25 protein-coding genes are annotated in these 20,367 nt (G+C 72.4%); 22 read left to right on the top strand and 3 right to left on the bottom strand.

The window, feature by feature from the left end:
- The first annotated feature begins 2 nt into the window (after positions 1-2).
- From pgsA to dapF, 9 genes are all read left to right on the top strand, one after another.
- Positions 3-647, top strand: a complete 645-nt coding sequence (gene pgsA, locus IFT72_RS06635) for a CDP-diacylglycerol--glycerol-3-phosphate 3-phosphatidyltransferase (protein WP_192045952.1) — start codon at positions 3-5, stop codon at positions 645-647.
- Complete coding sequence (locus IFT72_RS06630; protein WP_056058753.1) at positions 647-1,138, top strand: CinA family protein; 492 nt, start codon at positions 647-649, stop codon at positions 1,136-1,138. The genes pgsA and IFT72_RS06630 overlap by 1 nt, the downstream gene beginning before the upstream one ends.
- A gap of 143 nt (positions 1,139-1,281) precedes the next feature.
- Positions 1,282-1,590 carry a helix-turn-helix domain-containing protein gene (locus IFT72_RS06625; RefSeq protein WP_055794896.1) on the top strand — a complete coding sequence of 103 codons (309 nt, stop codon included), beginning with the start codon at positions 1,282-1,284 and terminating at the stop codon, positions 1,588-1,590.
- Between the two features lie 93 nt (positions 1,591-1,683).
- A complete protein-coding gene (locus IFT72_RS06620; RefSeq protein WP_056056219.1) occupies positions 1,684-1,908 on the top strand; it encodes a DUF3046 domain-containing protein in 225 nt (74 codons plus the stop codon).
- A 293-nt stretch (positions 1,909-2,201) separates the two neighbouring features.
- On the top strand, positions 2,202-3,263 hold the full coding sequence (gene recA, locus IFT72_RS06615; RefSeq protein ID WP_056058750.1) for a recombinase RecA: 1,062 nt from the start codon (positions 2,202-2,204) through the stop codon (positions 3,261-3,263).
- The gene (locus IFT72_RS06610; RefSeq protein WP_192045951.1) at positions 3,260-4,336 is read left to right on the top strand and encodes a regulatory protein RecX; all 1,077 of its coding nucleotides are present in this window, start codon (positions 3,260-3,262) and stop codon (positions 4,334-4,336) included. The genes recA and IFT72_RS06610 overlap by 4 nt, the downstream gene beginning before the upstream one ends.
- 37 nt (positions 4,337-4,373) lie before the next feature.
- The gene (gene miaB / locus IFT72_RS06605) at positions 4,374-5,948 is read left to right on the top strand and encodes a tRNA (N6-isopentenyl adenosine(37)-C2)-methylthiotransferase MiaB (protein WP_192045950.1); all 1,575 of its coding nucleotides are present in this window, start codon (positions 4,374-4,376) and stop codon (positions 5,946-5,948) included.
- A gap of 1 nt (position 5,949) precedes the next feature.
- Positions 5,950-6,861, top strand: coding sequence for a tRNA (adenosine(37)-N6)-dimethylallyltransferase MiaA (gene miaA / locus IFT72_RS06600; RefSeq protein ID WP_192045949.1), 912 nt, complete (start codon positions 5,950-5,952; stop codon positions 6,859-6,861).
- The gene (dapF, locus tag IFT72_RS06595) at positions 6,858-7,742 is read left to right on the top strand and encodes a diaminopimelate epimerase (protein WP_192045948.1); all 885 of its coding nucleotides are present in this window, start codon (positions 6,858-6,860) and stop codon (positions 7,740-7,742) included. The genes miaA and dapF overlap by 4 nt, the downstream gene beginning before the upstream one ends.
- A 44-nt stretch (positions 7,743-7,786) precedes the next feature.
- On the opposite strand, the gene IFT72_RS06590 is transcribed toward dapF, so the two are convergent.
- Entirely contained in the window at positions 7,787-8,395 is a 609-nt protein-coding gene (locus IFT72_RS06590; protein WP_192045947.1) for a class I SAM-dependent methyltransferase, read from the bottom strand.
- Between the two features lie 82 nt (positions 8,396-8,477).
- Between IFT72_RS06590 and hflX the strand changes: the two genes are divergently transcribed.
- Entirely contained in the window at positions 8,478-10,025 is a 1,548-nt protein-coding gene (gene hflX, locus IFT72_RS06585) for a GTPase HflX (protein WP_056056207.1), read from the top strand.
- A gap of 123 nt (positions 10,026-10,148) precedes the next feature.
- On the opposite strand, the gene lexA is transcribed toward hflX, so the two are convergent.
- Entirely contained in the window at positions 10,149-10,835 is a 687-nt protein-coding gene (gene lexA, locus IFT72_RS06580; RefSeq protein WP_056056206.1) for a transcriptional repressor LexA, read from the bottom strand.
- A 252-nt stretch (positions 10,836-11,087) separates the two neighbouring features.
- On the opposite strand from lexA, the gene IFT72_RS06575 reads away from it, so the two are divergent.
- The 6 genes from IFT72_RS06575 (at position 11,088) to IFT72_RS06550 (ending at position 15,618) form a co-directional block, all read left to right on the top strand.
- Positions 11,088-11,468 (top strand): hypothetical protein, encoded by a 381-nt coding sequence (locus tag IFT72_RS06575; RefSeq protein WP_192045946.1) that lies wholly within the window; start codon positions 11,088-11,090, stop codon positions 11,466-11,468.
- A gap of 63 nt (positions 11,469-11,531) precedes the next feature.
- On the top strand, positions 11,532-12,617 hold the full coding sequence (locus IFT72_RS06570) for a histidinol-phosphate transaminase (protein WP_192045945.1): 1,086 nt from the start codon (positions 11,532-11,534) through the stop codon (positions 12,615-12,617).
- Positions 12,614-13,228 carry an imidazoleglycerol-phosphate dehydratase HisB gene (hisB, locus tag IFT72_RS06565; RefSeq protein ID WP_185232950.1) on the top strand — a complete coding sequence of 205 codons (615 nt, stop codon included), beginning with the start codon at positions 12,614-12,616 and terminating at the stop codon, positions 13,226-13,228. Before IFT72_RS06570 ends, hisB begins: the two co-directional genes overlap by 4 nt.
- Positions 13,225-13,860, top strand: a complete 636-nt coding sequence (gene hisH, locus IFT72_RS06560) for an imidazole glycerol phosphate synthase subunit HisH (protein WP_056056200.1) — start codon at positions 13,225-13,227, stop codon at positions 13,858-13,860. The genes hisB and hisH overlap by 4 nt, the downstream gene beginning before the upstream one ends.
- 130 nt (positions 13,861-13,990) lie before the next feature.
- Positions 13,991-14,737 carry a bifunctional 1-(5-phosphoribosyl)-5-((5-phosphoribosylamino)methylideneamino)imidazole-4-carboxamide isomerase/phosphoribosylanthranilate isomerase PriA gene (priA, locus tag IFT72_RS06555; protein WP_056056198.1) on the top strand — a complete coding sequence of 249 codons (747 nt, stop codon included), beginning with the start codon at positions 13,991-13,993 and terminating at the stop codon, positions 14,735-14,737.
- Complete coding sequence (locus IFT72_RS06550) at positions 14,734-15,618, top strand: SseB family protein (protein WP_192045944.1); 885 nt, start codon at positions 14,734-14,736, stop codon at positions 15,616-15,618. The genes priA and IFT72_RS06550 overlap by 4 nt, the downstream gene beginning before the upstream one ends.
- On the opposite strand, the gene IFT72_RS06545 is transcribed toward IFT72_RS06550, so the two are convergent.
- Positions 15,615-16,031 carry a DUF1844 domain-containing protein gene (locus IFT72_RS06545; RefSeq protein WP_370543615.1) on the bottom strand — a complete coding sequence of 139 codons (417 nt, stop codon included), beginning with the start codon at positions 16,029-16,031 and terminating at the stop codon, positions 15,615-15,617. The two genes, IFT72_RS06550 and IFT72_RS06545, sit on opposite strands and share 4 nt — an antisense overlap.
- A gap of 283 nt (positions 16,032-16,314) precedes the next feature.
- On the opposite strand from IFT72_RS06545, the gene infC reads away from it, so the two are divergent.
- The 6 genes from infC to IFT72_RS06515 all read left to right on the top strand — a co-directional run bounded on the left by infC (position 16,315) and on the right by IFT72_RS06515 (position 20,330).
- Complete coding sequence (gene infC, locus IFT72_RS06540; protein ID WP_156370197.1) at positions 16,315-16,941, top strand: translation initiation factor IF-3; 627 nt, start codon at positions 16,315-16,317, stop codon at positions 16,939-16,941.
- A gap of 2 nt (positions 16,942-16,943) precedes the next feature.
- Positions 16,944-17,138 carry a 50S ribosomal protein L35 gene (rpmI, locus tag IFT72_RS06535; protein ID WP_056056193.1) on the top strand — a complete coding sequence of 65 codons (195 nt, stop codon included), beginning with the start codon at positions 16,944-16,946 and terminating at the stop codon, positions 17,136-17,138.
- 30 nt (positions 17,139-17,168) lie between these two features.
- Positions 17,169-17,555 (top strand): 50S ribosomal protein L20, encoded by a 387-nt coding sequence (gene rplT / locus IFT72_RS06530; protein ID WP_056056191.1) that lies wholly within the window; start codon positions 17,169-17,171, stop codon positions 17,553-17,555.
- 122 nt (positions 17,556-17,677) lie between these two features.
- Positions 17,678-18,502, top strand: coding sequence for an RNA methyltransferase (locus tag IFT72_RS06525; RefSeq protein WP_056056188.1), 825 nt, complete (start codon positions 17,678-17,680; stop codon positions 18,500-18,502).
- Positions 18,503-18,583: 81 nt separating this feature from the next.
- A complete protein-coding gene (locus IFT72_RS06520) occupies positions 18,584-19,321 on the top strand; it encodes an amino acid ABC transporter ATP-binding protein (protein ID WP_167259532.1) in 738 nt (245 codons plus the stop codon).
- A gap of 136 nt (positions 19,322-19,457) precedes the next feature.
- On the top strand, positions 19,458-20,330 hold the full coding sequence (locus IFT72_RS06515) for a glutamate ABC transporter substrate-binding protein (RefSeq protein WP_167259531.1): 873 nt from the start codon (positions 19,458-19,460) through the stop codon (positions 20,328-20,330).
- The last annotated feature ends 37 nt before the right edge of the window (positions 20,331-20,367 follow it).

Raw genomic sequence — 20,367 nt, 5'->3', positions numbered from 1 at the left:
CCATGACCGACGACCGCAGCGGAGGCGCGTCCCCCGCACCGGCGACGTTCCCCTTCCGAGGGCGCTTCGCGAGCAAGGGCCCGGGGCCCGCGAGCACGGCCAACATCGCGAACGTCGTGACGGTGGTGCGGATCCTCATGGCCCCGCTGTTCATCGCGTGGCTGCTCGTCGACGACGGTGCCGACGGGCCGCTGCGCATCGCGGCGGCGGTGCTCTTCGTCGTGGCGATCCTCACCGACAGCCTCGACGGCGCCCTCGCTCGCGGGCTGGAGCTCGTCACCGACTTCGGCAAGATCGTTGATCCGATCGCCGACAAGGTCCTCATCGGCGGAGCGCTCGTCTCCCTGACGATCCTCGGCGAGCTGCCGTGGTGGGTGACGGCCCTCATCCTGCTCCGCGAGGTCGGGATCACCGTCTACCGGTTCATCGTCATCCGGGACCGCGTCGTGCCGGCGTCCCGCGGGGGCAAGCTCAAGACGGTCCTCCAGGCCGTGGCCGTCACGCTCGCCCTCTTCCCGCTCTGGAACGTGTTCGGCGAGGGGATGCACTGGGTGAACGGCGTCCTCATGACGGCCGCCCTCGTGGCGACCCTCGTCTCCGGAGCCGACTACCTGCGCGTCGCCGCGAAGCACGGGCGCGGAGCGTGATCGCCGACGCGTCGTCGGTCGTCTCCGAGCTGGCGCGTCGCGGCCAGACCGTCGCCGTCGCGGAGTCGCTGACCGGCGGCCTCGTCGTGGCGGAGCTGGTCTCGGTGCCCGGGGCGTCCGCCGTCGTGCACGGGGGAGTGGTGGCCTACGCGACCGAGCTCAAGCACACCGTCCTCGGCGTCGACGCTGCACGGCTCGCCGCGACGGGGCCCGTGGACCCCGACGTCGCGGCGGCCATGGCCGCCGGCGTGCGCGAGCGCCTCGCCGTCGCCGGGGCGCCGGCCACCCTCGGCCTCGCGACGACCGGCGTGGCCGGGCCGGGCCCCCAGGGAGACCTGCCCGCGGGCACGGTCTACATCGCGCTGGCCACCGCCGACGACAGCCGGGTACGGCGTCTCGACCTCCGGGGCGACCGCGGAGCCATCCGATCGGGCACCGTCTCCGAACTCCTGTCACTGCTGGCTGAGTGGCTCGACGACACGCGGGAATGATCCGCGTTTCGGTCTCGTTACAACTGCCGGGTTCACAAGCGTCGTACAGATCGTGGTGGTTACAGTGACAACGATCGTCGCGCAGATACACCCGCCCACCACTGACGTCCGTCTGGTGGGTCGTCCATCCGGAGGAGGGTCCCATGGTTCTGGTTCGTCAAGAAATCGGTGACGTCCTTCGCGACTTCCGCCTGCAGAAGGGCCGGACGCTCCGACAGGTCGCCAGCAAGGCGAGCGTCGCGCTCGGGTACCTCAGCGAGGTCGAGCGTGGTCAGAAAGAGGCCAGCTCCGAGATCCTCGCGTCGGTGGCTGACGCGCTCGAGACGCCCATCTCGGTGATCATGCGCGAGGTTGGTGACCGCATGGCGGTCATCGAGGGCCTCAACCCGATCCCCGACACGCTGCCCGACGACCTCGTCGCCGAGTTCGACACCGACCTCGCGGTGCGCTGAGCTCCCGCTCACCACGTCGCCCGAACGCCCCCGGCCCAGGCCGGGGGCGTTCGTCGTGTGCGGGGCGAGGGGCGTCGCGGGTACCCTCGAGCGATGCGCAAGAGCGAGTTCAGTCGTGCCGTCGCCGACGAGTTCGGGGAGGCCTACGGCCGCGTCGTGACCCGCGACCTGGTCATCGCCGAGCTCGGCGACCGCACCGCCGACGAGGCCGTGGCCCAGGGCGTGCCCCCGCGCGACGTCTGGCTGGCGCTCTGCGCCGCCGAGGGCGTCCCCGTCGCCCGGAGGCACGGCGTCGGGCTGCCCGAGCCCCGACGCTGAGTCGCGCTGCCGGTCGTCGGAGCGTTCGACACGCCGCGTGCCCCTGTCGAACATCCGTTCGGATCGGTGTAGCGTCCTCCCCAGGGCGTCGAGGCCTCGTGTTCTCCACCGGCCACCATGCCGGCACCACCGGTGTCGGTGGTGGCTCGTAGCGTTCACTGCATCGACGTTCCACCGGTCCCGACCCTCGTCGGGGCCACCAGCCTTGTCGTCACGCTGAGCTCCTTGCCCCACCGGTGCCCAGCGACGCGACAGCCTACAGGCGCACGGACATCACCCCGAAGGAGAACAGCATGCCCTCAGCAGAGAACCGCGAGAAGGCCCTCGAGACCGCTCTCGCGCAGATCGACCGTCAGTTCGGCAAGGGTGCTGTCATGCGCCTCGGCAGCGACGAGCGCGCTCCCGTCGCCGTCATCCCCACCGGCTCGATCGCGCTGGACGTCGCGCTCGGCATCGGGGGCATCCCCCGTGGCCGCATCGTCGAGATCTACGGCCCCGAGTCGTCCGGCAAGACGACGCTGACCCTGCACGCGATCGCCAACGCCCAGCGCAACGGCGGCATCGCGGCCTTCATCGACGCCGAGCACGCGCTCGACCCGGAGTACGCCAAGAAGCTCGGCGTCGACATCGACGCCCTCCTCGTGTCGCAGCCCGACACCGGTGAGCAGGCCCTCGAGATCGCCGACATGCTCGTGCGGTCGGGCTCCATCGACCTCATCGTCATCGACTCCGTCGCCGCTCTCGTGCCCCGTGCCGAGATCGAGGGCGAGATGGGCGACTCTCACGTCGGCCTCCAGGCCCGCCTGATGTCGCAGGCCCTCCGCAAGCTGACCGGTGGCCTGAGCCAGACCGGCACGACGATGATCTTCATCAACCAGCTGCGCGAGAAGATCGGCGTGTTCTTCGGCAGCCCCGAGACGACCGCCGGCGGCAAGGCGCTCAAGTTCTACGCGTCGGTCCGTCTCGACATCCGTCGCATCGAGACCCTGAAAGACGGCACCGACGCGGTCGGCAACCGGACGCGGGTCAAGGTCGTCAAGAACAAGATGGCGCCGCCCTTCAAGCAGGCCGAGTTCGACATCCTCTACGGCGTCGGCATCTCGCGCGAGGGCAGCCTGATCGACTTCGGCGTCGAGCACGGAATCGTCCGCAAGTCCGGTGCCTGGTACACCTACGAGGGCGACCAGCTCGGTCAGGGCAAGGAGAACTCGCGCAACTTCCTGATCAAGAACGCGCCCGTCGCCGACGAGATCGAGCAGAAGATCCTCGCGAAGCTCGGCGTCGGCGCTGCTGCGGCCCCGGCGGCCCCGGTCGAGTCGATCGAGGCGAAGATCGCCGCTCGCAAGGGCGCATGACGCACGACGACGGGCAGGGCGACGGCTCGGCCCTCGCCCCCGTGACACCGCTCTTCGGTGTCCGGGGTGCGGGGCCGGGCCGTCGGCCCGTGTCCAGCGACGCGCCTCCCGCGCCGCTCGCCGACGACACCACGGCCCCGCGACGTCGTCTCGACGTCGTGCCCTCCGTCGAGCCGGTCACCACGGAGTCCCTCGACGCTGACGACGGCGACGCGGCCCTCGACCCCGACGGCGACGTGCAGCTCGACCCCGTGACGGGCTGGGCGGTCTCCGGCCCGCTGGGCTCGGGGTCCGGCCGACCCGACGCTGTCGACGGCGCTCCCGCCGTCGGCGAGGCGAGCCTCGGGGAGGGCGACACGGCGTCGACTCCCGGTGATCCCGTCGCCGAGACCGCCGAACGGCTGGCTGCGATCAGCGCCCACTGGTCGGCCCCGACGTCGCCGGAGCCGACCGCGGAGGAGCCGCCGGCGTCCAGCTCGCCCCGCAGCCGGTCACGGCTCCGCGCCGTCGAGCCCACGATCGTTCCCGACGCGGACGCGACCGAGCAGGAGCCGGAGCCCGAGCCCGAGGACCTCGACGCCCAGCGGCGACGTGCCGAGAACGTCAGCCTCCACGCCCTGTCGCGCCGCGGCGTGTCCTCCGCCGAGATGACGACGCTGCTCCGCAGCCGTGACCTCGACGAGGAGGTCGTGCTGGGCGAGGTGGCTCGCCTGGAGGGCGTCGGGCTGCTCAACGACCGCGAGCTCGCCGAGAACCTCGTCCGCTCCAAGCAGGAGCGCAAGGGGCTCGGTCGGGGAGCCGTGACGTCGGAGCTCCGGCAGCGCGGGCTCGACGCCTCGGTCGTCGAGGAGGCCCTGGCCGACATCGACGACGACGACGAGCAGTCCCGGGCCGACGAGTGGGCCCGCAAGCGCGTCGGGTCCCTCCGCGGGCTCGACCACGCCACCGCCGAGCGACGCCTGAACGGGTACCTGATGAGGCGCGGCTACCGCTCCGACGTCGTGCGGCGTGCGATCGAGAAGGTGCTGCCGCGCGGTGGCAGCCCTCGGGGCGGCGGCGTCCGCTTCGAGTGACCGAGGGGGCGGGGGCGCCGATCTACACTGGGTCACCATGACGACGGTCACCTCCGCCCCGCTCCCGGCCGCTCCGGCGGAGGTCCGTCCGCGCACCTACGAGGTGCGCACCTACGGCTGCCAGATGAACGTCCACGACTCTGAGCGGCTGAGCGGCTCGCTCGAGGCGTCCGGCCTCGTCGCCGCCCCGGAGGGGGCGGAGGCCGACGTCGTCGTCATCAACACCTGTGCGGTTCGCGAGAACGCCGAGAAGAAGCTCTACGGCACGCTCGGGCAGCTGGCCGGGGTCAAGCGGAAGCACGCCGGCATGCAGATCGCCGTCGGCGGCTGCCTCGCCCAGAAGGACCGCGCGGCCGTCCTCGAGGCCGCGCCCTGGGTCGACGTGGTCTTCGGGACCCACAACACGGGCTCCCTCCCGGCCTTGCTCGAGCGCGCGCGGCACAGGGACGAGGCGCAGGTCGAGATCCTGGAGTCCCTCGAGGTCTTCCCGTCGACCCTGCCGACCAAGCGCGAGTCCACGCACAGCGGCTGGGTGAGCATCTCGGTCGGCTGCAACAACACCTGCACCTTCTGCATCGTCCCGTCCCTGCGGGGCAAGGAGCGTGACCGGCGGCCCGGCGACGTCCTCGCCGAGGTCCGGTCGCTCGTCGACGACGGCGTGATCGAGGTGACCCTCCTCGGCCAGAACGTCAACAGCTACGGCGTCGAGTTCGGTGACCGGCTCGCCTTCTCGAAGCTGCTGCGGGCGGTGGGCCAGGTCGAGGGCCTCGAGCGAGTGAGGTTCACGAGCCCGCACCCGGCGTCGTTCACCGACGACGTCATCGAGGCGATGGCCGAGACGCCCACCGTCATGCCGCAGCTCCACATGCCCCTCCAGTCCGGCTCCGACCGGGTGCTGCGCGCCATGCGACGGAGCTACCGCAGCGAGAAGTTCCTGGGCATCCTCGACCGCGTCCGTGCCGCGATGCCGCACGCGGCGATCAGCACCGACATCATCGTGGGCTTCCCCGGCGAGACCGAGGCCGACTTCGCCGAGACCCTCCGGGTCGTCGAGGAGGCGCGGTTCGCGTCCGCCTTCACCTTCCAGTACTCGGTGCGGCCCGGCACCCCGGCCGGCGAGATGCCCGACCAGCTGCCGAAGGCCGTCGTGCAGGAGCGCTACGAGCGTCTCGTCGCCCTCCAGGACTCCATCTCCGCCGCGGAGAACCGTGCCCAGGTCGGGCGGCTCGTCCAGGTCATGGTCGCCGCCGGCGAGGGCCGGAAGGACGCGGCGACGCACCGGCTCTCCGGCCGCGCCGAAGACAGCCGCCTCGTGCACGTCGAGGTGCCGCGAGGCGCCGAGGTCCCGCGTCCCGGCGACGTCGTCTCGGTGCAGGTCACCGACGCCGCGCCGTTCTACCTGATCGCCGACGCGGGCCCCGGCCGCCCCTGGAGCCTCCGCCGCACGCGGGCGGGCGACGCGTGGGACCGCGCCCAGGCGGCGTCCTGCGGTGTCCCCGCGACCGTGGGGGGCGCCTCCGGCACGACCGCCGCGCCGCGCGTGTCGCTGGGCCTCCCGACGCTCCGGGTCGCGACGACGCCGATCTACAGCGCGACCGACGACCTCCGCTGACGTGCTGGTCGCGATCGTCGGCTCGACCGGCACGGGCAAGTCCGCGTTCTCCCTCGACCTCGCCGAGGCCCTCGCCGCCCGCGGGGCGGCGGCGGAGGTCGTCAACGCCGACGCGATGCAGCTGTACCGCGGCATGGACGTCGGCACGGCGAAGCTGCCCCCGGCCGAGCGCCGGGGAGTGCCGCACCACCTCCTCGACGTCCTCGACGTGACGGACGAGGCGAGCGTCGAGTGGTACCAGAAGGAGGCGCGCGCGGCCGTCGACGCCGTCCTGGCCCGCGGCGCCGTGCCCCTCCTGGTGGGCGGCTCCGGGCTGTACGTCTCGAGCGTGCTCTACGACTACCGCTTCCCCGGCACCGACCCGGTCGTGCGGGCGCGCTTCGAGGCGCTGGGCGAGAGCGGGGGGCCGCGGGCGCTCCACGCGCTGCTCCGCGAGACCGACCCCCGCGCGGCCGAGTCCATCGGCCCGCACAACGCCCGACGGCTCGTGCGGGCGCTCGAGGTGGGGGAGATCACGGGGGAGCCGTTCTCCGCCTCCCTGCCCGACGAGGCGCCCCGGTGGCGCGACTCCCACGTGGTCGGCCTCCGCGAGGAGCGCTCCGTCCTCGTGCAGCGGCTCGACGAGCGCGTCGACGCCATGTGGGCGGGCGGGCTCCTCGACGAGGTCGCGCACCTCACGACGCTCGGCCTCGACCGGGGCGTCACCGCCCGCCGGGCGATCGGCTACGCGCAGGCTGCGGCGCAGCTGCGGGGCGAGGTCGACCAGCAGGAGGCGGTGGAGACCACGCAGGCCCTCACGCGTCGCTACGCCCGCCGCCAGGTCAGCTGGTTCCGCCGCCTGCCCGACGTCGACTGGTCGGAGACGGGGGAGGCCCGGGCCGTCGAGCGGGCCGTCGCTAGACTCCTCGGGTGACCACCACCCTGCAGTTCACCAAGGGCCAGGGCACCGGCAACGACTTCGTGTTGTTCACCGATGCCGACGCCGAGGTCGACCTCGACCCCGTGACGATCCGGGCGCTGACCGACCGCCACTTCGGCGTGGGCGGCGACGGCGTCATCCGGGCCGTGAAGACGGCGTCGCTGCCCGGCGGCGCCGCGGCCTTCGTCGACGACGGCGCCGGTTCCCCCGAGTGGTTCATGGACTACCACAACGCCGACGGCAGCGTCGCCGAGATGTGCGGCAACGGCATCCGCGTCTACGTGCGCTACCTGCTCGAGCGCGGCCTCGTCGAGCTCGCCGAGGGCGAGCGCCTCGCGATCGGCACCCGCGCCGGGGTCCGCTGGGTCGAGCGGTCCGTCGACGGCTTCCGCGTCGACCTCGGGGCCTGGCGCCTCGACGACGCCGAGCCGACCGTGCGCGCCCGCGAGCTGCACGCCGCGCGCCCCGGCCTCTCGCTCTCCGTGGGTAACCCCCACGTCGTCGTCGCGCTGGCCGGCGACGCCGAGCTCGACGCGGTCGACCTCGGCTACGCGCCGATGCTCGACCCCGTGCCGAGCGACGGCGCCAACGTCGAGTTCGTCGTCCCCTCCGACCCCCTGGTCGTCGACGGCGTCGGCCGCATCCGCATGCGCGTCCACGAGCGCGGCAGCGGCGAGACGCTCTCCTGCGGCACCGGCGCGGCGGCCGCGGCCCTCGCGACCCGCCACTGGGCGGGCACGGGCGCCCCGGCGTCCTGGCTCGTCACGGTGCCGGGCGGCGTGGTCGGCGTCCGCGTCACGGAGCACCCCGACGGCGAGCACGTCTCGCTGAGCGGGCCGGCCGAGCTGGTCTACAGCGGCGCCCTGACCCTCTGAGGCGCGGCGCTCCCTCGCGGTGGCCGACCCGCGCCTCCCCGGGGTCAGCTGCGGGTGGCGCGGAGGATGCGGTACCCCTTGCTGGTGGAGGCGCGGTGCACGTCGACGACGTCGCCCATGGTCTCGCCGATCCAGCGCTGCAGGGAGTCCGCGCCGAGGTTCTTCTGCACGACGAGCCAGGCGTCGGCCCCCTCCTCGAGCCGGGGGAGCCAGCGCTCGAGGATGCCGTGCAGGTCGGCCTTGCCGACGCGGATGGGCGGGTTCGACCAGATGGTCGCGAAGCGGACGTCGTCGGGAACATCGTCCGGGGTGACGGCGTTGACGTTGTGGAGGCCGGCGGCCCGGGCGTTCTCGCGCACGAGCTGCAGGACCCTCTCGTTCACGTCGACGGCCCACACCGTCGCGTCGGGTGACATCAGCGCGAGGCTCAGGGTGACGGGCCCCCATCCGCACCCGACGTCGAGGAGGTCGCCCGCCGGGGGCGGCGCCGGGGTGCCGGCCAGCAGCACCGACGTGCCGGGGTCGACCCGGCCGGGGCTGAAGACGCCCGCGGCCGTCGTGATCGAGAGCTCACGGCCCGCGAGGGTCGCCGTGATCGTGCGACGACGCAGCTCGCTCTCGGGGTTCGGGGAGAAGTAGTGCTCGCTCGACATGACCCACAACCTACCGAAGATGCAGGGCCCGCCCGTCCGGGCGCCCTGCGACCTGCCTGACGAAAGGGCTACGATCACACCGATGACAGACACTCCCTCCACCCCGCTCGACGCCGAGCAGGGCGACCAGCTGCCCGACGACGTCGTCGCCCGGGTGCTGGAGCGCGCGGCGGCCCGCTCCTCCGCGTACACCGTCTTCTCGCCCGCGCAGGCGATCCAGACCCGCTCCCTGGCCGACGCCGGCTCCGACGGCGAGCAGCTCGACCGTGACGACCGCGCCGCGCTCCGGCGCGTGGGCGGCCTGTCGACCGAGCTCGAGGACGTCACCGAGGTCGAGTACCGCCAACTGCGGCTCGAGAACGTCGTGCTGATCGGCGTCTGGTCGCAGGGGTCGCTCGGCGACGCCGAGAACTCCCTGCGCGAGCTCGCCGCCCTGGCCGAGACCGCCGGCGCGGTCGTGCTTGACGGCCTCCTGCAGCGGCGTCCGAACCCCGACCCCAGCACGTACCTCGGCAAGGGCAAGGCGGAGGAGCTCCGGCAGACCGTCGCCGCCCTCGGCGCCGACACGGTCATCGCCGACACCGAGCTCGCGCCCAGCCAGCGACGCGCCCTCGAGGACGTCGTTAAGGTCAAGGTCATCGACCGAACCGCGGTGATCCTCGACATCTTCAGCCAGCACGCCAAGAGCCGTGAGGGCAAGGCGCAGGTCGAGCTCGCGCAGCTCGAGTACCTGCTGCCCCGCCTCCGTGGCTGGGGCGAGTCGATGTCGCGCCAGGCCGGTGGCCAGGTCGGCGGCGCCGGTGCCGGCATGGGCAGCCGTGGCCCCGGTGAGACGAAGATCGAGCTCGACCGGCGCCGCATCCACACCCGCATGGCGCGCCTCCGTCGCCAGATCAAGGAGATGAAGCCGGCGCGCGACGCCAAGCGCGCGAACCGCGACCGCAACGAGGTGCCCTCCGTCGCGATCGCGGGCTACACGAACGCCGGCAAGAGCAGCCTGCTGAACCGCCTGACGAGCGCGGGCGTCCTGGTCGAGAACGCCCTGTTCGCGACCCTCGACGCGACCGTGCGCAAGAGCACGACGCCCGACGGCCGCCCGTTCACGTACGTCGACACGGTCGGCTTCGTGCGCAACCTGCCGCACCAGCTCGTCGAGGCGTTCCGGTCGACCCTCGAGGAGGTCGCCGCGAGCGACGTCATCGTGCACGTGGTCGACGGCTCGCACCCCGACCCGGCCGCGCAGCTGGCGACCGTGCGCCAGGTGATCTCCGAGGTCGACGGCCACGACATCGCCGAGGTCGTCGTCTTCAACAAGGCCGACCTCGTCGACGCCGACCAGCGGCTCGTGCTGCAGGGCCTCGAGCCCTCGGCGGTCTTCGTCTCCGCTCGGACGGGCGAGGGCGTCGACGAGCTGCTCGACCGCGTCGCCGGCCTCCTGCCGGAGCCCGAGGTCGAGGTCGACCTGCTCGTGCCGTACGACCGCGGAGAGGTCGTGGCGCACCTGCACGACGCGGGCCGCGTCGTCTCGACCGACTACGAGGAGGCCGGCACGCGCCTCCACGCCCGGGTGTACCCGAGCGACGTGGCCGCCCTGGCACCGTTCGTGCAGCCGGCGGTCGCCCGGCGCTGAGCGCCGGCCCTCCGCCACAGCACGAAGGCCCCCTGCCGTCTCGGCGGGGGGCCTTCGTCGTCACGATCGACGGTGGTGCAGGAGTCGCGGGTCGTGCCGTCGAGGCCGCCGCGACCCAGCCCGCTACACCGAGCGCAGCACCGCCACGACCTTGCCGACGATCTGGGCGTGGTCGCCCAGGATCGGCTCGAAGGCGCTGTTGCGGGGGAGCAGCCAGGTGTGGCCGTCGCGCTGGCGGAAGACCTTGACGGTCGCCTCGTCGTCGAGCATCGCGGCGACGATGTCGCCGTTCTCCGCGCTCTGCTGCTGGCGGACGACGACCCAGTCGCCGTCGCAGATGGCGGCGTCGACCATGGAGTCGCCGACGACGCGCAGCATGAAGAGGTCGCCCTTGCCCACGAGCTGGCGGGGCAGGGGCATGACGTCCTCCACCTGCTGCTCGGCGGTGATGGGCACGCCGGCGGCGATCCGGCCGACCATGGGCACGTGGGCGGTGTCGCCGTCGTCGCTGCTGGTGAGGATGGTGGTGACGGGAGCGGAGGGGGCCGACTCGTCGGCGAGCACCTCGAGGGCGCGGGGCCGGTTCGGGTCGCGGCGGATGCGGCCGGCGAGCTCGAGCTGGTTGAGCTGGTGCGTGACGCTCGACAGCGAGCGGAGGCCGACCGCGTCGCCGATCTCGCGCATGCTCGGCGGGTAGCCGCTCTGGGCGATGCTCGCCTGGATGGCCGCCAGGATCGACTCCTGCTTCGCCGTCAGTGCCTTGCGGGAGGGGGCCGTCACGGCCGCGCTCGCGCGCTGCGGGTCGCTCATCTGTCTCCTGACGTCGGATGTCGGTGGTCGCTGTTTGACTCCCACCATCGATCGAAACCGTATCCGATGACGACGCCCCAGCCACACACCTGTTCGAGTGTGTCGCAGATCCAGAGGGCGTCGGAGGGGAATGAGGGGTTGAATCGACCACGGATCGAATGTATGTTCGGAACACGTCTTCGTGTCCGGCATTCCCGGCCGAGTGCCGGGCACGAATTCGCAGTCTTCTCTCGCGGTGAAAGGACCCACCCCATGAGCGCCATCATCAGCAGCATCAGCATCGCCCCCAGCATCGACGGCACCCCCGCCGCCGCCCCCGTCCGCACCCGTCTCCGCATCACGCGCCGCGGGCGTCGCGTCGTGGCCGCCACCGTCGCGCTGGGCGTGGCGGGCATCGTCGGCGGCGTCCTGCTCGCCGGCCCCGGGGCGCAGGCCTCCGACAGCTCGGCCGCCGTGGCGTTCGAGCACGTCACGGTCGAGGGCGGCGAGACGCTCTGGCAGGTCGCCCACGAGATCGCCCCCACGAAAGACCCGCGCGACGTCGTCAGCGACATCGTCCGGCTGAACGCCCTCGGCAGCGCCGAGGTCAGCGCGGGGCAGACCCTCGCCGTCCCGACGAAGTACTCCGACTGACCCGTCGGCAGCGGCCGTCGTTCCGGTGACGGTCGGGGCGCGCCTCGCGCCTACCATGGAGGGGTGTCCTTCAGTCTCGACGACCTGCCCCTCCGCGACGACCTCCGCGGCCTGACCCCGTACGGCGCCCCCCAGAAGAAGGTGCCCGTCGCCCTCAACGTCAACGAGAACACGCATCCCGTGCCCGCCGACGTGGCCCGCGACATCGTCGCGTCGATCGCCGAGGCGCTGCACGAGGTCAACCGCTACCCCGACCGTGAGTTCACGACCCTGCGCGAGGCGCTGGCGGCCTATCTCGGGCACGGTGTCACCCCCGAGCAGATCTGGGCGGCGAACGGCTCGAATGAGGTCATCCAGCAGCTGCTCCAGGCGTTCGGCGGCCCCGGTCGTTCCGTCCTCGGGTTCCCGCCCACGTACTCGATGCACTCGATCATCACGGTCGGCACCGGCAGCACCTGGGTCGAGGGTCGCCGCGACGAGGGCTTCGGCATCTCGCCCGAGACTGCCGTCGCCGAGATCGAGCGCGTCCGCCCCGACATCGTCTTCTTCTGCGGCCCCAACAACCCCACCGGCACGCCCCTCGACCTCGCCACGGTCGAGGCGGCCTACGACGCGACCGACGGCATCGTCTTCGTCGACGAGGCCTACGCCGAGTTCATGCCGCCGGGTCAGCCGACGGCCCTGACCCTCCTCGAGGGGCGTCCGCGCCTCGTCGTCTCGCGCACGATGAGCAAGGCCTTCGCCTTCGCCGGGGCCCGCGTCGGCTACCTCGCCGCGCACCCGGCCGTGGCCGACGCGCTCCGTCTCGTCCGCCTCCCGTACCACCTCTCCTCGTTGACGCAGGCCGCCGCCGTCGCGGCCCTCCGTCACGCCGACGAGATGCTCGCCATGGTCGACGACATCCGGGGCCAGCGCGACCGCATCGTCCGCGAGCTGGCCGCGATGGGCTACGAGCCGTGGCCGACCTGGTCGAACTTCGTCCTGTTCGGCGGCGTCGACGACCCGTCCGACGTCTTCGAGCGGCTCCTCGAGCGCGGCATCATCGTGCGCGACCTGGGCATCCCCGGCCACCTCCGCGTGAGCGCCGGCACCGAGGCCGAGACCACCGCGTTCCTCGACGCCCTCCGCGACATTAGGCTCTCCTCGTGACCGATCAGCGCGCCTCCCGCACCGCCTCCCTGACCCGATCGACGAGCGAGTCGAGTGTCGCCCTCTCGCTCGACCTCGACGGCACGGGGCGGTCGACCATCTCGTCGTCGGTGCCGTTCTTCGACCACATGCTCACCGCGCTCTCGAAGCACTCGCTGATCGACCTCGACGTGACCGCCACGGGTGACACGCACATCGACGCGCACCACACGGTGGAGGACATCGGCATCACGTTCGGCACCGCGCTGCGCGAGGCCCTCGGCGACAAGTCGGGCATCTCGCGCTACGGCGACGCGCTCGTGCCGCTCGACGAGGCCCTCGTCCAGGCGGTCGTCGACGTGTCGGGTCGCCCCTACCTCGTCCACACCGGCGAACCCGCGGGCTTCGAGCACCACCTCATCGGCGGGCACTTCACCGGTTCGCTCGTGCGGCACGTCTTCGAGGCCATCACGGTGCACGCCGGCATCACCGTGCACGTCCGCGTGCTGGGCGGGCGCGACCCGCACCACATCGCCGAGGCCGAGTTCAAGGCCTTCGCACGGGCGCTCCGCCAGGCCGTCGAGCCCGACCCCCGGGTCTCGGGCGTGCCCTCGACGAAGGGATCGCTGTGACGGCGCGGCCGACCGTCGCCGTGCTCGACTACGGCAGCGGCAACGTGCACTCGGCCGTCAAGGCGCTCGAGCTCGCGGGCGCCGACGTCGAGCTGACCCGCGACCGCGGTCGCGTGCAGTCGGCCGACGGCCTCTTCGTGCCCGGCGTCGGGGCCTTCGGGGCCGTCATGAGCCAGCTCGAGTCAGTGGGCGGCGGCGAGCTGATCGACCGACGCCTCGCCGGCGGTCGCCCCGTGATGGGCATCTGCGTCGGCATGCAGGTCTTCTTCGAGGGCGGCGTCGAGCGCGGCACGACCACGGGCGGGCTCGGCGAGTGGCCGGGCGTCGTCGACGAGCTCAAGGCCGACGTGCTCCCGCACATGGGGTGGAACACCGTCGACGCCCCCGAGGGCAGCGTCCTCTTCGACGGGGTCCGCGACGAGCGCTTCTACTTCGTGCACTCGTTCGCCGCGCAGGAGTGGACGCTCGACGTGATCCGCCCGTTCCCCGAGCCGCACGTCACGTGGGCCGACCACGGCGGCCGGTTCGTCGCGGCCGTCGAGAACGGCCCGCTCTGGGCGACCCAGTTCCACCCCGAGAAGTCGGGGCAGCCCGGCATCCGCCTCCTGTCGAACTGGCTCGGCACCCTCTGACCCGGCGCGACGGCCGGCCGGGCCCGACCGCCCGGCCGGCCGCCGCCTCCACCCCGACCCCGCCCCGAGAGGCGCGTCGTCCAGACGCGACGGGGGCACGATCCCGCGGCCACGCCGCGAGGGAGACAGCATGAGCGAGTTCTGCACCACCCCTGGCCTGACCCTCTTCCCGGCCGTCGACGTCGCCGGTGGCCAGGCCGTCCGCCTGACCCAGGGCGAGGCCGGCACCGAGACCGGCTACGGCGACCCGGTGGCCGCGGCGGACGACTGGAAGGAACAGGGCGCCGAGTGGCTGCACCTCGTCGACCTCGACGCGGCGTTCGGGCGCGGCGACAACCGGTCGATCATCAAGAAGGTCATCCGCCAGGTGAAGGGCATCAACGTCGAGCTCAGCGGCGGCATCCGTGACGACCGCTCGCTCGACGACGCGCTGAGCACCGGCGTCAAGCGCATCAACCTCGGCACCGCGGCGCTCGAGAACCCCGAGTGGGCCGCGCACGTCATCGCGGAGTACGGCGAGGCCGTCGCCGTGGGCCTCGACGTCCGCGGCACGACGCTGGCCGCGCGGGGCTGGACGCAGGAGGGCGGCGACCTCTGGACCGTCCTCGCCCGCCTCGAGGACGCCGGCTGTGCGCGCTACGTCGTCACCGACGTCACGAAGGACGGCACGCTCCAGGGCCCGAACGTCGAGCTGCTGAAGCAGGTGACGGAGCGCACCGAGAAGCCCGTCATCGCCAGCGGCGGCATCTCGAGCCTCGACGACATCGCGGCCCTCCGCGAGCTCGTGCCCCGGGGGGTCGAGGGCGCCATCGTCGGCAAGGCCCTGTACTCGGGTGCGTTCACGCTCGGCGCCGCGCTCGACGTCGCCTCGGCGTGACGTCGGAGGCCTCCGGCCCCGGTGCGGCGCACGAGGGCCCCGGCGCTCACGACGGGCACCCCGGGCCCCCGGTCGACAGCGCCGCCCGCCCGTGGGCGGGCCGCACCTTCCAGCACCACGACACGGCCTACGCGGGTGACGACGGCTCGGCCGACCCGCGCCTCCTCGAGGCCCTGACGCGGTTCCACGCGGGGGAGGCCGACGAGGTGGCGGTGGTGGACGCCCTCCGCCCCGCCCGGCTGCTGATCCCGCTCGTCGCGGTCGCCGGCGAGGAAGGGCTGAACGAGCACGGCGTCGTCGTCGACAAGACGCAGGAGCTCTCGATCGTCACGGTCGCGGGCCCCGACGGCCGCGACGTGCTGCCGGCGTTCACGTCGGTGGACACGCTGCGGGCCTGGGACGCGAGGGCGCGCCCCGTTCCCGCCGACGCGCGGCGCATCGCCCTGGCGGCGGCGGCCGAGTCCACCGACCGGCTCGTGCTCGACCCCGGCTCGGCGACGGAGTTCGGCCTGCGGCGGCCGGCCCTGTGGGCCGTCGCGCAGGACGAGCGCTGGCTGCCCAGCCACCAGGACCCGGACGTGCTCCGGGCGTTCCTGGCGGCGTCGGCCTCCGAGGAGGCGCTGGTCACGGTGGCGGTCGCGCCCGGCTACCGGTCGGCGCGGCTCGGCCCGCCCGAGCTCGTCGTGCAGCTCGGGGTGCGGCCGGGCCTCGACCAGGAGCAGCTCGGTGCCCTCCTCGGGCGCCTGCAGGTGGCCTGGTCGGCCGACGCCGTCATCGCGGAGCGGGTCGACGGCATGGCCGTGAAGGTCGTCCCCGCCGCCGCCGGGGGGCCGGCCCAGCCCGGCGGCCCGGCCCGGCCCGACGGGCTCGCCCGGCCCTAGTTGACCGGGCCGGTGAGCTTCTCGCCGGGGCCGGCGCCCACCGCGTCGGGGATGGCGCTCGCCTCGCGGAAGGCGAGCTGCAGCGACCGGAGCCCGTCCCGGAGGGCCCGGGCGTGCTGGTCGCCGATCTCGGGCGCGCTGGCCGTGACGAGCCCCGCGAGCGAGGTGATCAGCTTGCGGGCCTCGTCGAGGTCGGTCTGCGCCTGCGGGTCGTCGGCCAGGCCGACCTTGACGGCGGCGGCGCTCATCAGGTGGACGGCGACGGTGTTGATGACCTCGACGGCGTTGACCTCGGCGATGTCGCGCACGGCGTCGTCGGCGCCGCCCGTCGCCGACGGGGCGGTGTCGTCGGCGAAGCGGTGGGTGTGCGCGTCGTCGGAGGCGGCGGCGGTGTCTCGGGGGGAGTGGCTCACGAACTGATCCTCTGCTAAAGTCGTCAAGGCTCGGAGCGTCTGCTCCGTGCGAAAGTGGAGATTCTCCCACCCGCGCTCGACCGTTACACGAGGTTACCGGGTTGTTGGCACCCCGTCGGTGTCCGTCCGAAGCTCACCTGCCCTGCAGGTGGCTCAGGTCGGAGACAGGCAGCCAGGGTGCAGTGGTCCTCTCGCGCCGTGAGGCGTGTGGGCCACGAACCTCCTCTTTCCCCGCCGTGTCACCGACGCGGTGGTGTCGGAAGCATCAACAGAGGAGTTCCGCATCAGCGATCCCCGTACGAACGACCGCATCCGCGTCCCGGAGGTCCGCCTCGTCGGCCCCGCCGGAGAACAGATCGGTGTCGTCCCCATCGCCATGGCCCTGCGGCTCGCCGCCGAGGCCGAGCTCGACCTCGTCGAGGTGGCCCCCAACTCGAAGCCTCCCGTGGCCAAGATCATGGATCACGGGAAGTTCAAGTACGAGGCTGCGCAGAAGGCGAAGGAGGCGCGTCGGAACCAGGCGAACACGATCCTCAAAGAGGTCCGTTTCCGCCTGAAGATCGACAAGCACGACTACGAGACCAAGCGCAAGCGCGCCGAGGGCTTCCTCCAGGGCGGCGACAAGGTCAAGGCCATGATCCTGTTCCGGGGTCGCGAGCAGTCGCGTCCCGACCAGGGCGTCCGCCTCCTGCAGCGCTTCGCGGAGGACGTCGCCGAGCTCGGCAGCGTCGAGTCGACGCCCACCATCGACGGCCGCAACATGGTGATGGTGATCGGTCCGCACAAGAACAAGTCCGAGGCCAAGGCCGAGGCGGAGGCCCGCAAGGTCGCCGCCAAGGGCCCGAAGCACCCGACGTCCGACGAGGCGCCGGCCGACGCACCGGCCGCGCCCACAGAAGAGAGCAAGTAGAGATGCCCAAGCAGAAGACCCACTCCGGCGCCAAGAAGCGCTTCAAGGTCACCGGTTCCGGCAAGATCATGAAGCAGCAGGCCGGCATGCGCCACAACCTCGAGGTGAAGAGCGCCAAGCGCAAGGCTCGCCTGAACAAGGACCAGGTGCTCGCCCCCGCCGACGCCAAGGTCGCCAAGAAGCTTCTCGGTCACTGACCGCTGACACGAACGTAGAGGAACAAGAAAATGGCAAGAGTCAAGAGAGCGGTCAACGCCGCCAAGAAGCGTCGCGTCGTCCTCGAACGCGCCGAGGGCTACCGCGGTCAGCGTTCGCGCCTGTACCGCAAGGCCAAGGAGCAGGTCACCCACTCGCTCGTCTACTCGTACCGTGACCGTCGTGCTCGCAAGGGCGAGTTCCGTCGCCTGTGGATCCAGCGCATCAACGCCGCGTCGCGCGCGAACGGCCTGACCTACAACCGCCTCATCCAGGGCCTCGCCCTGGCCGGCATCGAGGTCGACCGCCGCATCCTCGCCGAGCTGGCCGTCAACGAGCCCGCCACCTTCGCGTCGATCGTCGCCACGGCCAAGGCCGCGCTGCCCGCCGACACGTCGGCCCCCAAGGCCGCCGCCTGATCCACCGCGTCACCTGCACCGCCCGAGAGGCCCCGACAGCACCGCTGTCGGGGCCTCTCCCGCGTCCGCGGCGCGACGGCGCCGCCGCCGTCACCGGCCGGGTCGTGTGGCACAGTGGTGGCGTGCGCAGCCCCCTCCTCGACAACCCCCGTTCGCCCCGAGTCCGAGCGGTGGCGAAGCTCGCCAAGCGCGACGCCCGCACCGACACCGGCCTCTTCCTGCTCGAGGGCCCCCAGGCGGTCTCCGAAGCCCTGGCGTGGCGACCCGAGCTGCTCGTGGAGCTGTTCGTCACGCCCACCGCGCTCGAGCGTCACCCCGCCCTGGGCGAGGCCGCGGAGGCGGCGGGCCTGGAGGCGGAGTTCGTCACGGAGGCCGTCCTCGACGTCATGGCCGACACCGTGACGCCGCAGGGCGTCGTCGCGGTGTGCAAGCAGTTCCCGGTCAGCGTCAAGGACGTCTTCGCCGACACGGGGGAGGGCGGGCCCCGTCTGATCGCCATCCTCGAGGAGGTGCGCGACCCGGGCAACGCCGGCACGATCATCCGGGCCGCCGACTCGGCTGGCGCCGACGCCGTCGTGATGACGGGCCGCAGCGTCGACCTCTACAACCCCAAGGTCGTCCGGGCGACGACCGGGTCGCTCTTCCACGTGCCCGTGGCGCTGGGCGGCGATCTCGCGTCCGTCGTCGCGCGCTGCGCCGAGGCCGGCGTCCAGGTGCTCGCCGCCGACGTCAAGGGCGACGACCTGCTCGAGGCCCGGCAGGAGGGCCTGCTCGGCGCCCCGACCGCCTGGCTCTTCGGCAACGAGGCCCGGGGCCTCACCGACGCCGACCTCGCCCTCGCCGACCGGGCCGTGGTCGTGCCCATCTACGGGCAGGCGGAGTCCATGAACCTCAGCACCGCCGCCTCCGTCTGCCTGTACGAGAGCGCCTTCGCCCAGCGCAGCTGAGCCGCCGTACGACGCATTTCGGTTCTGTTACGAATCCGCCGTGAATTTGACCCCCCTCCGGGTGTCTGTTTGTGTGGCTCCATGGATCCCCTCGTCGTGGTCGACCACGTCAACAAGCACTTCGGAGAGCTTCACGTCCTGAAGGACGTCACGACGACCGTGGGCCGGGGCGAGGTCGTCGTCGTCATCGGGCCGAGCGGCTCCGGCAAGTCGACGCTCTGCCGGGCGATCAACCGCCTCGAGACGATCGACGACGGCGTCATCAGCATCGACGGCACCCGGCTGCCCGAGGAGGGCGCCGCGCTGGCCAAGCTGCGGGCCGACGTGGGCATGGTGTTCCAGAGCTTCAACCTGTTCGCCCACAAGACCGTCGTCGAGAACGTCATGCTCGGCCAGGTCAAGGTCCGCCGTCGGTCGAAGGCCGAGGCGCGGAAGCGCGCGATGGAGCTCCTCGACCGGGTCGGCGTGGCCGACCAGGCCGAGAAGATGCCCTCGCAGCTCTCCGGCGGCCAGCAGCAGCGCGTGGCCATCGCCCGTGCCCTCGCCATGGACCCGAAGGTGATGCTGCTGGACGAACCGACGAGCGCCCTCGACCCCGAGATGATCACCGAGGTGCTCGACGTCATGGTGCAGCTCGCGGCCGACGGCATGACGATGATCGTCGTCACCCACGAGATGGGCTTCGCCCGAAAGGCCGCCGACCGCGTCGTGTTCATGGCCGAGGGCCAGATCGTCGAGGAGGCCACGCCGGAGGAGTTCTTCACCGCGCCGAAGTCCGAGCGCGCCCGCGACTTCCTCTCGAAGATCCTCACGCACTGACGGCCCGCTCGCGGAGCCGGGGCCCACGAGGCCGACCGGCACCGCGACTCCGGCCCGCCCCCGCACCGCGGGGGAGCACCCCCTCGAGACTTCCGGGCGACGACCGTCGACCGGGTCCCCCAGCAAGGAGAACAGAATGCGACTCAGCAAGGGAATCGTCACCGCTGCCGCAGCCGCCGCGATGGTGCTCGGCCTGACGGCCTGCACCGACTCGTCGGCCCCGGCCGTCGACGTCGAGACGCCCGCCGACTTCGCGGAGGGCAGCACGATGGCGAAGCTGGCCGACGCCGGCGAGATCACCATCGGCACGAAGTTCGACCAGCCCCTCTTCGGCCTCGCCGACCCCGACGGCGTGCCCCAGGGCTTCGACGCGGAGATGGGCAAGCTCATCGCCGCGAAGCTCGGCATCCAGCCCGAGAAGATCAACTGGGTCGAGACGGTCTCCGCGAACCGCGAGCCGTTCATCCAGAACGGCCAGGTCGACCTCGTCATCGCGACCTACACGATCAACGACGCCCGCAAGGAGGTCGTCTCGTTCGCCGGGCCGTACTACCAGGCCGGCCAGGACCTCCTCGTGCTCGAGGGCAACCCCGAGGGCATCAGCTCGGTCGACGACCTCATGGGCAAGAAGGTCTGCACCGTGAGCGGCTCGACCAGCGAGAAGAACATCGCCCCCTACGTCGCGGCCGCGACCGACGTCATCGCGACCGACACCTACTCGAACTGCCTCGAGCCGCTGCGCTCGGGCGCGGTCGCCGCCGTGACCACCGACAACGTCATCCTGGCCGGCCTCGCCGACCAGAACGAGGGCGAGTTCGAGGTCGTCAACGAGCCCTTCACCGAGGAGCCCTACGGCATCGGCCTCGCGCTCGACGACACCGACTTCCGCGAGTTCGTCAACGACACGCTCCAGGACGCCGAGGACGACGGCACCTGGGACGAGCTGTGGGAGAAGACGGCCGGCAAGGTCCTGCCCACGCCGACCCCGCCGTCGATCGACCGCTACTGACGGCCCGGCGGGCACCGCGACGCTCGTCGCCCGCGGT

This window comes from Frigoribacterium sp. CFBP 8754, assembly GCF_014841815.1.
Taxonomy (GTDB): domain Bacteria; phylum Actinomycetota; class Actinomycetes; order Actinomycetales; family Microbacteriaceae; genus Frigoribacterium; species Frigoribacterium endophyticum.
The sequence above is the reverse complement of the archived record's forward strand: the minus strand, read 5'-3'. Positions and strand labels throughout refer to the sequence as shown.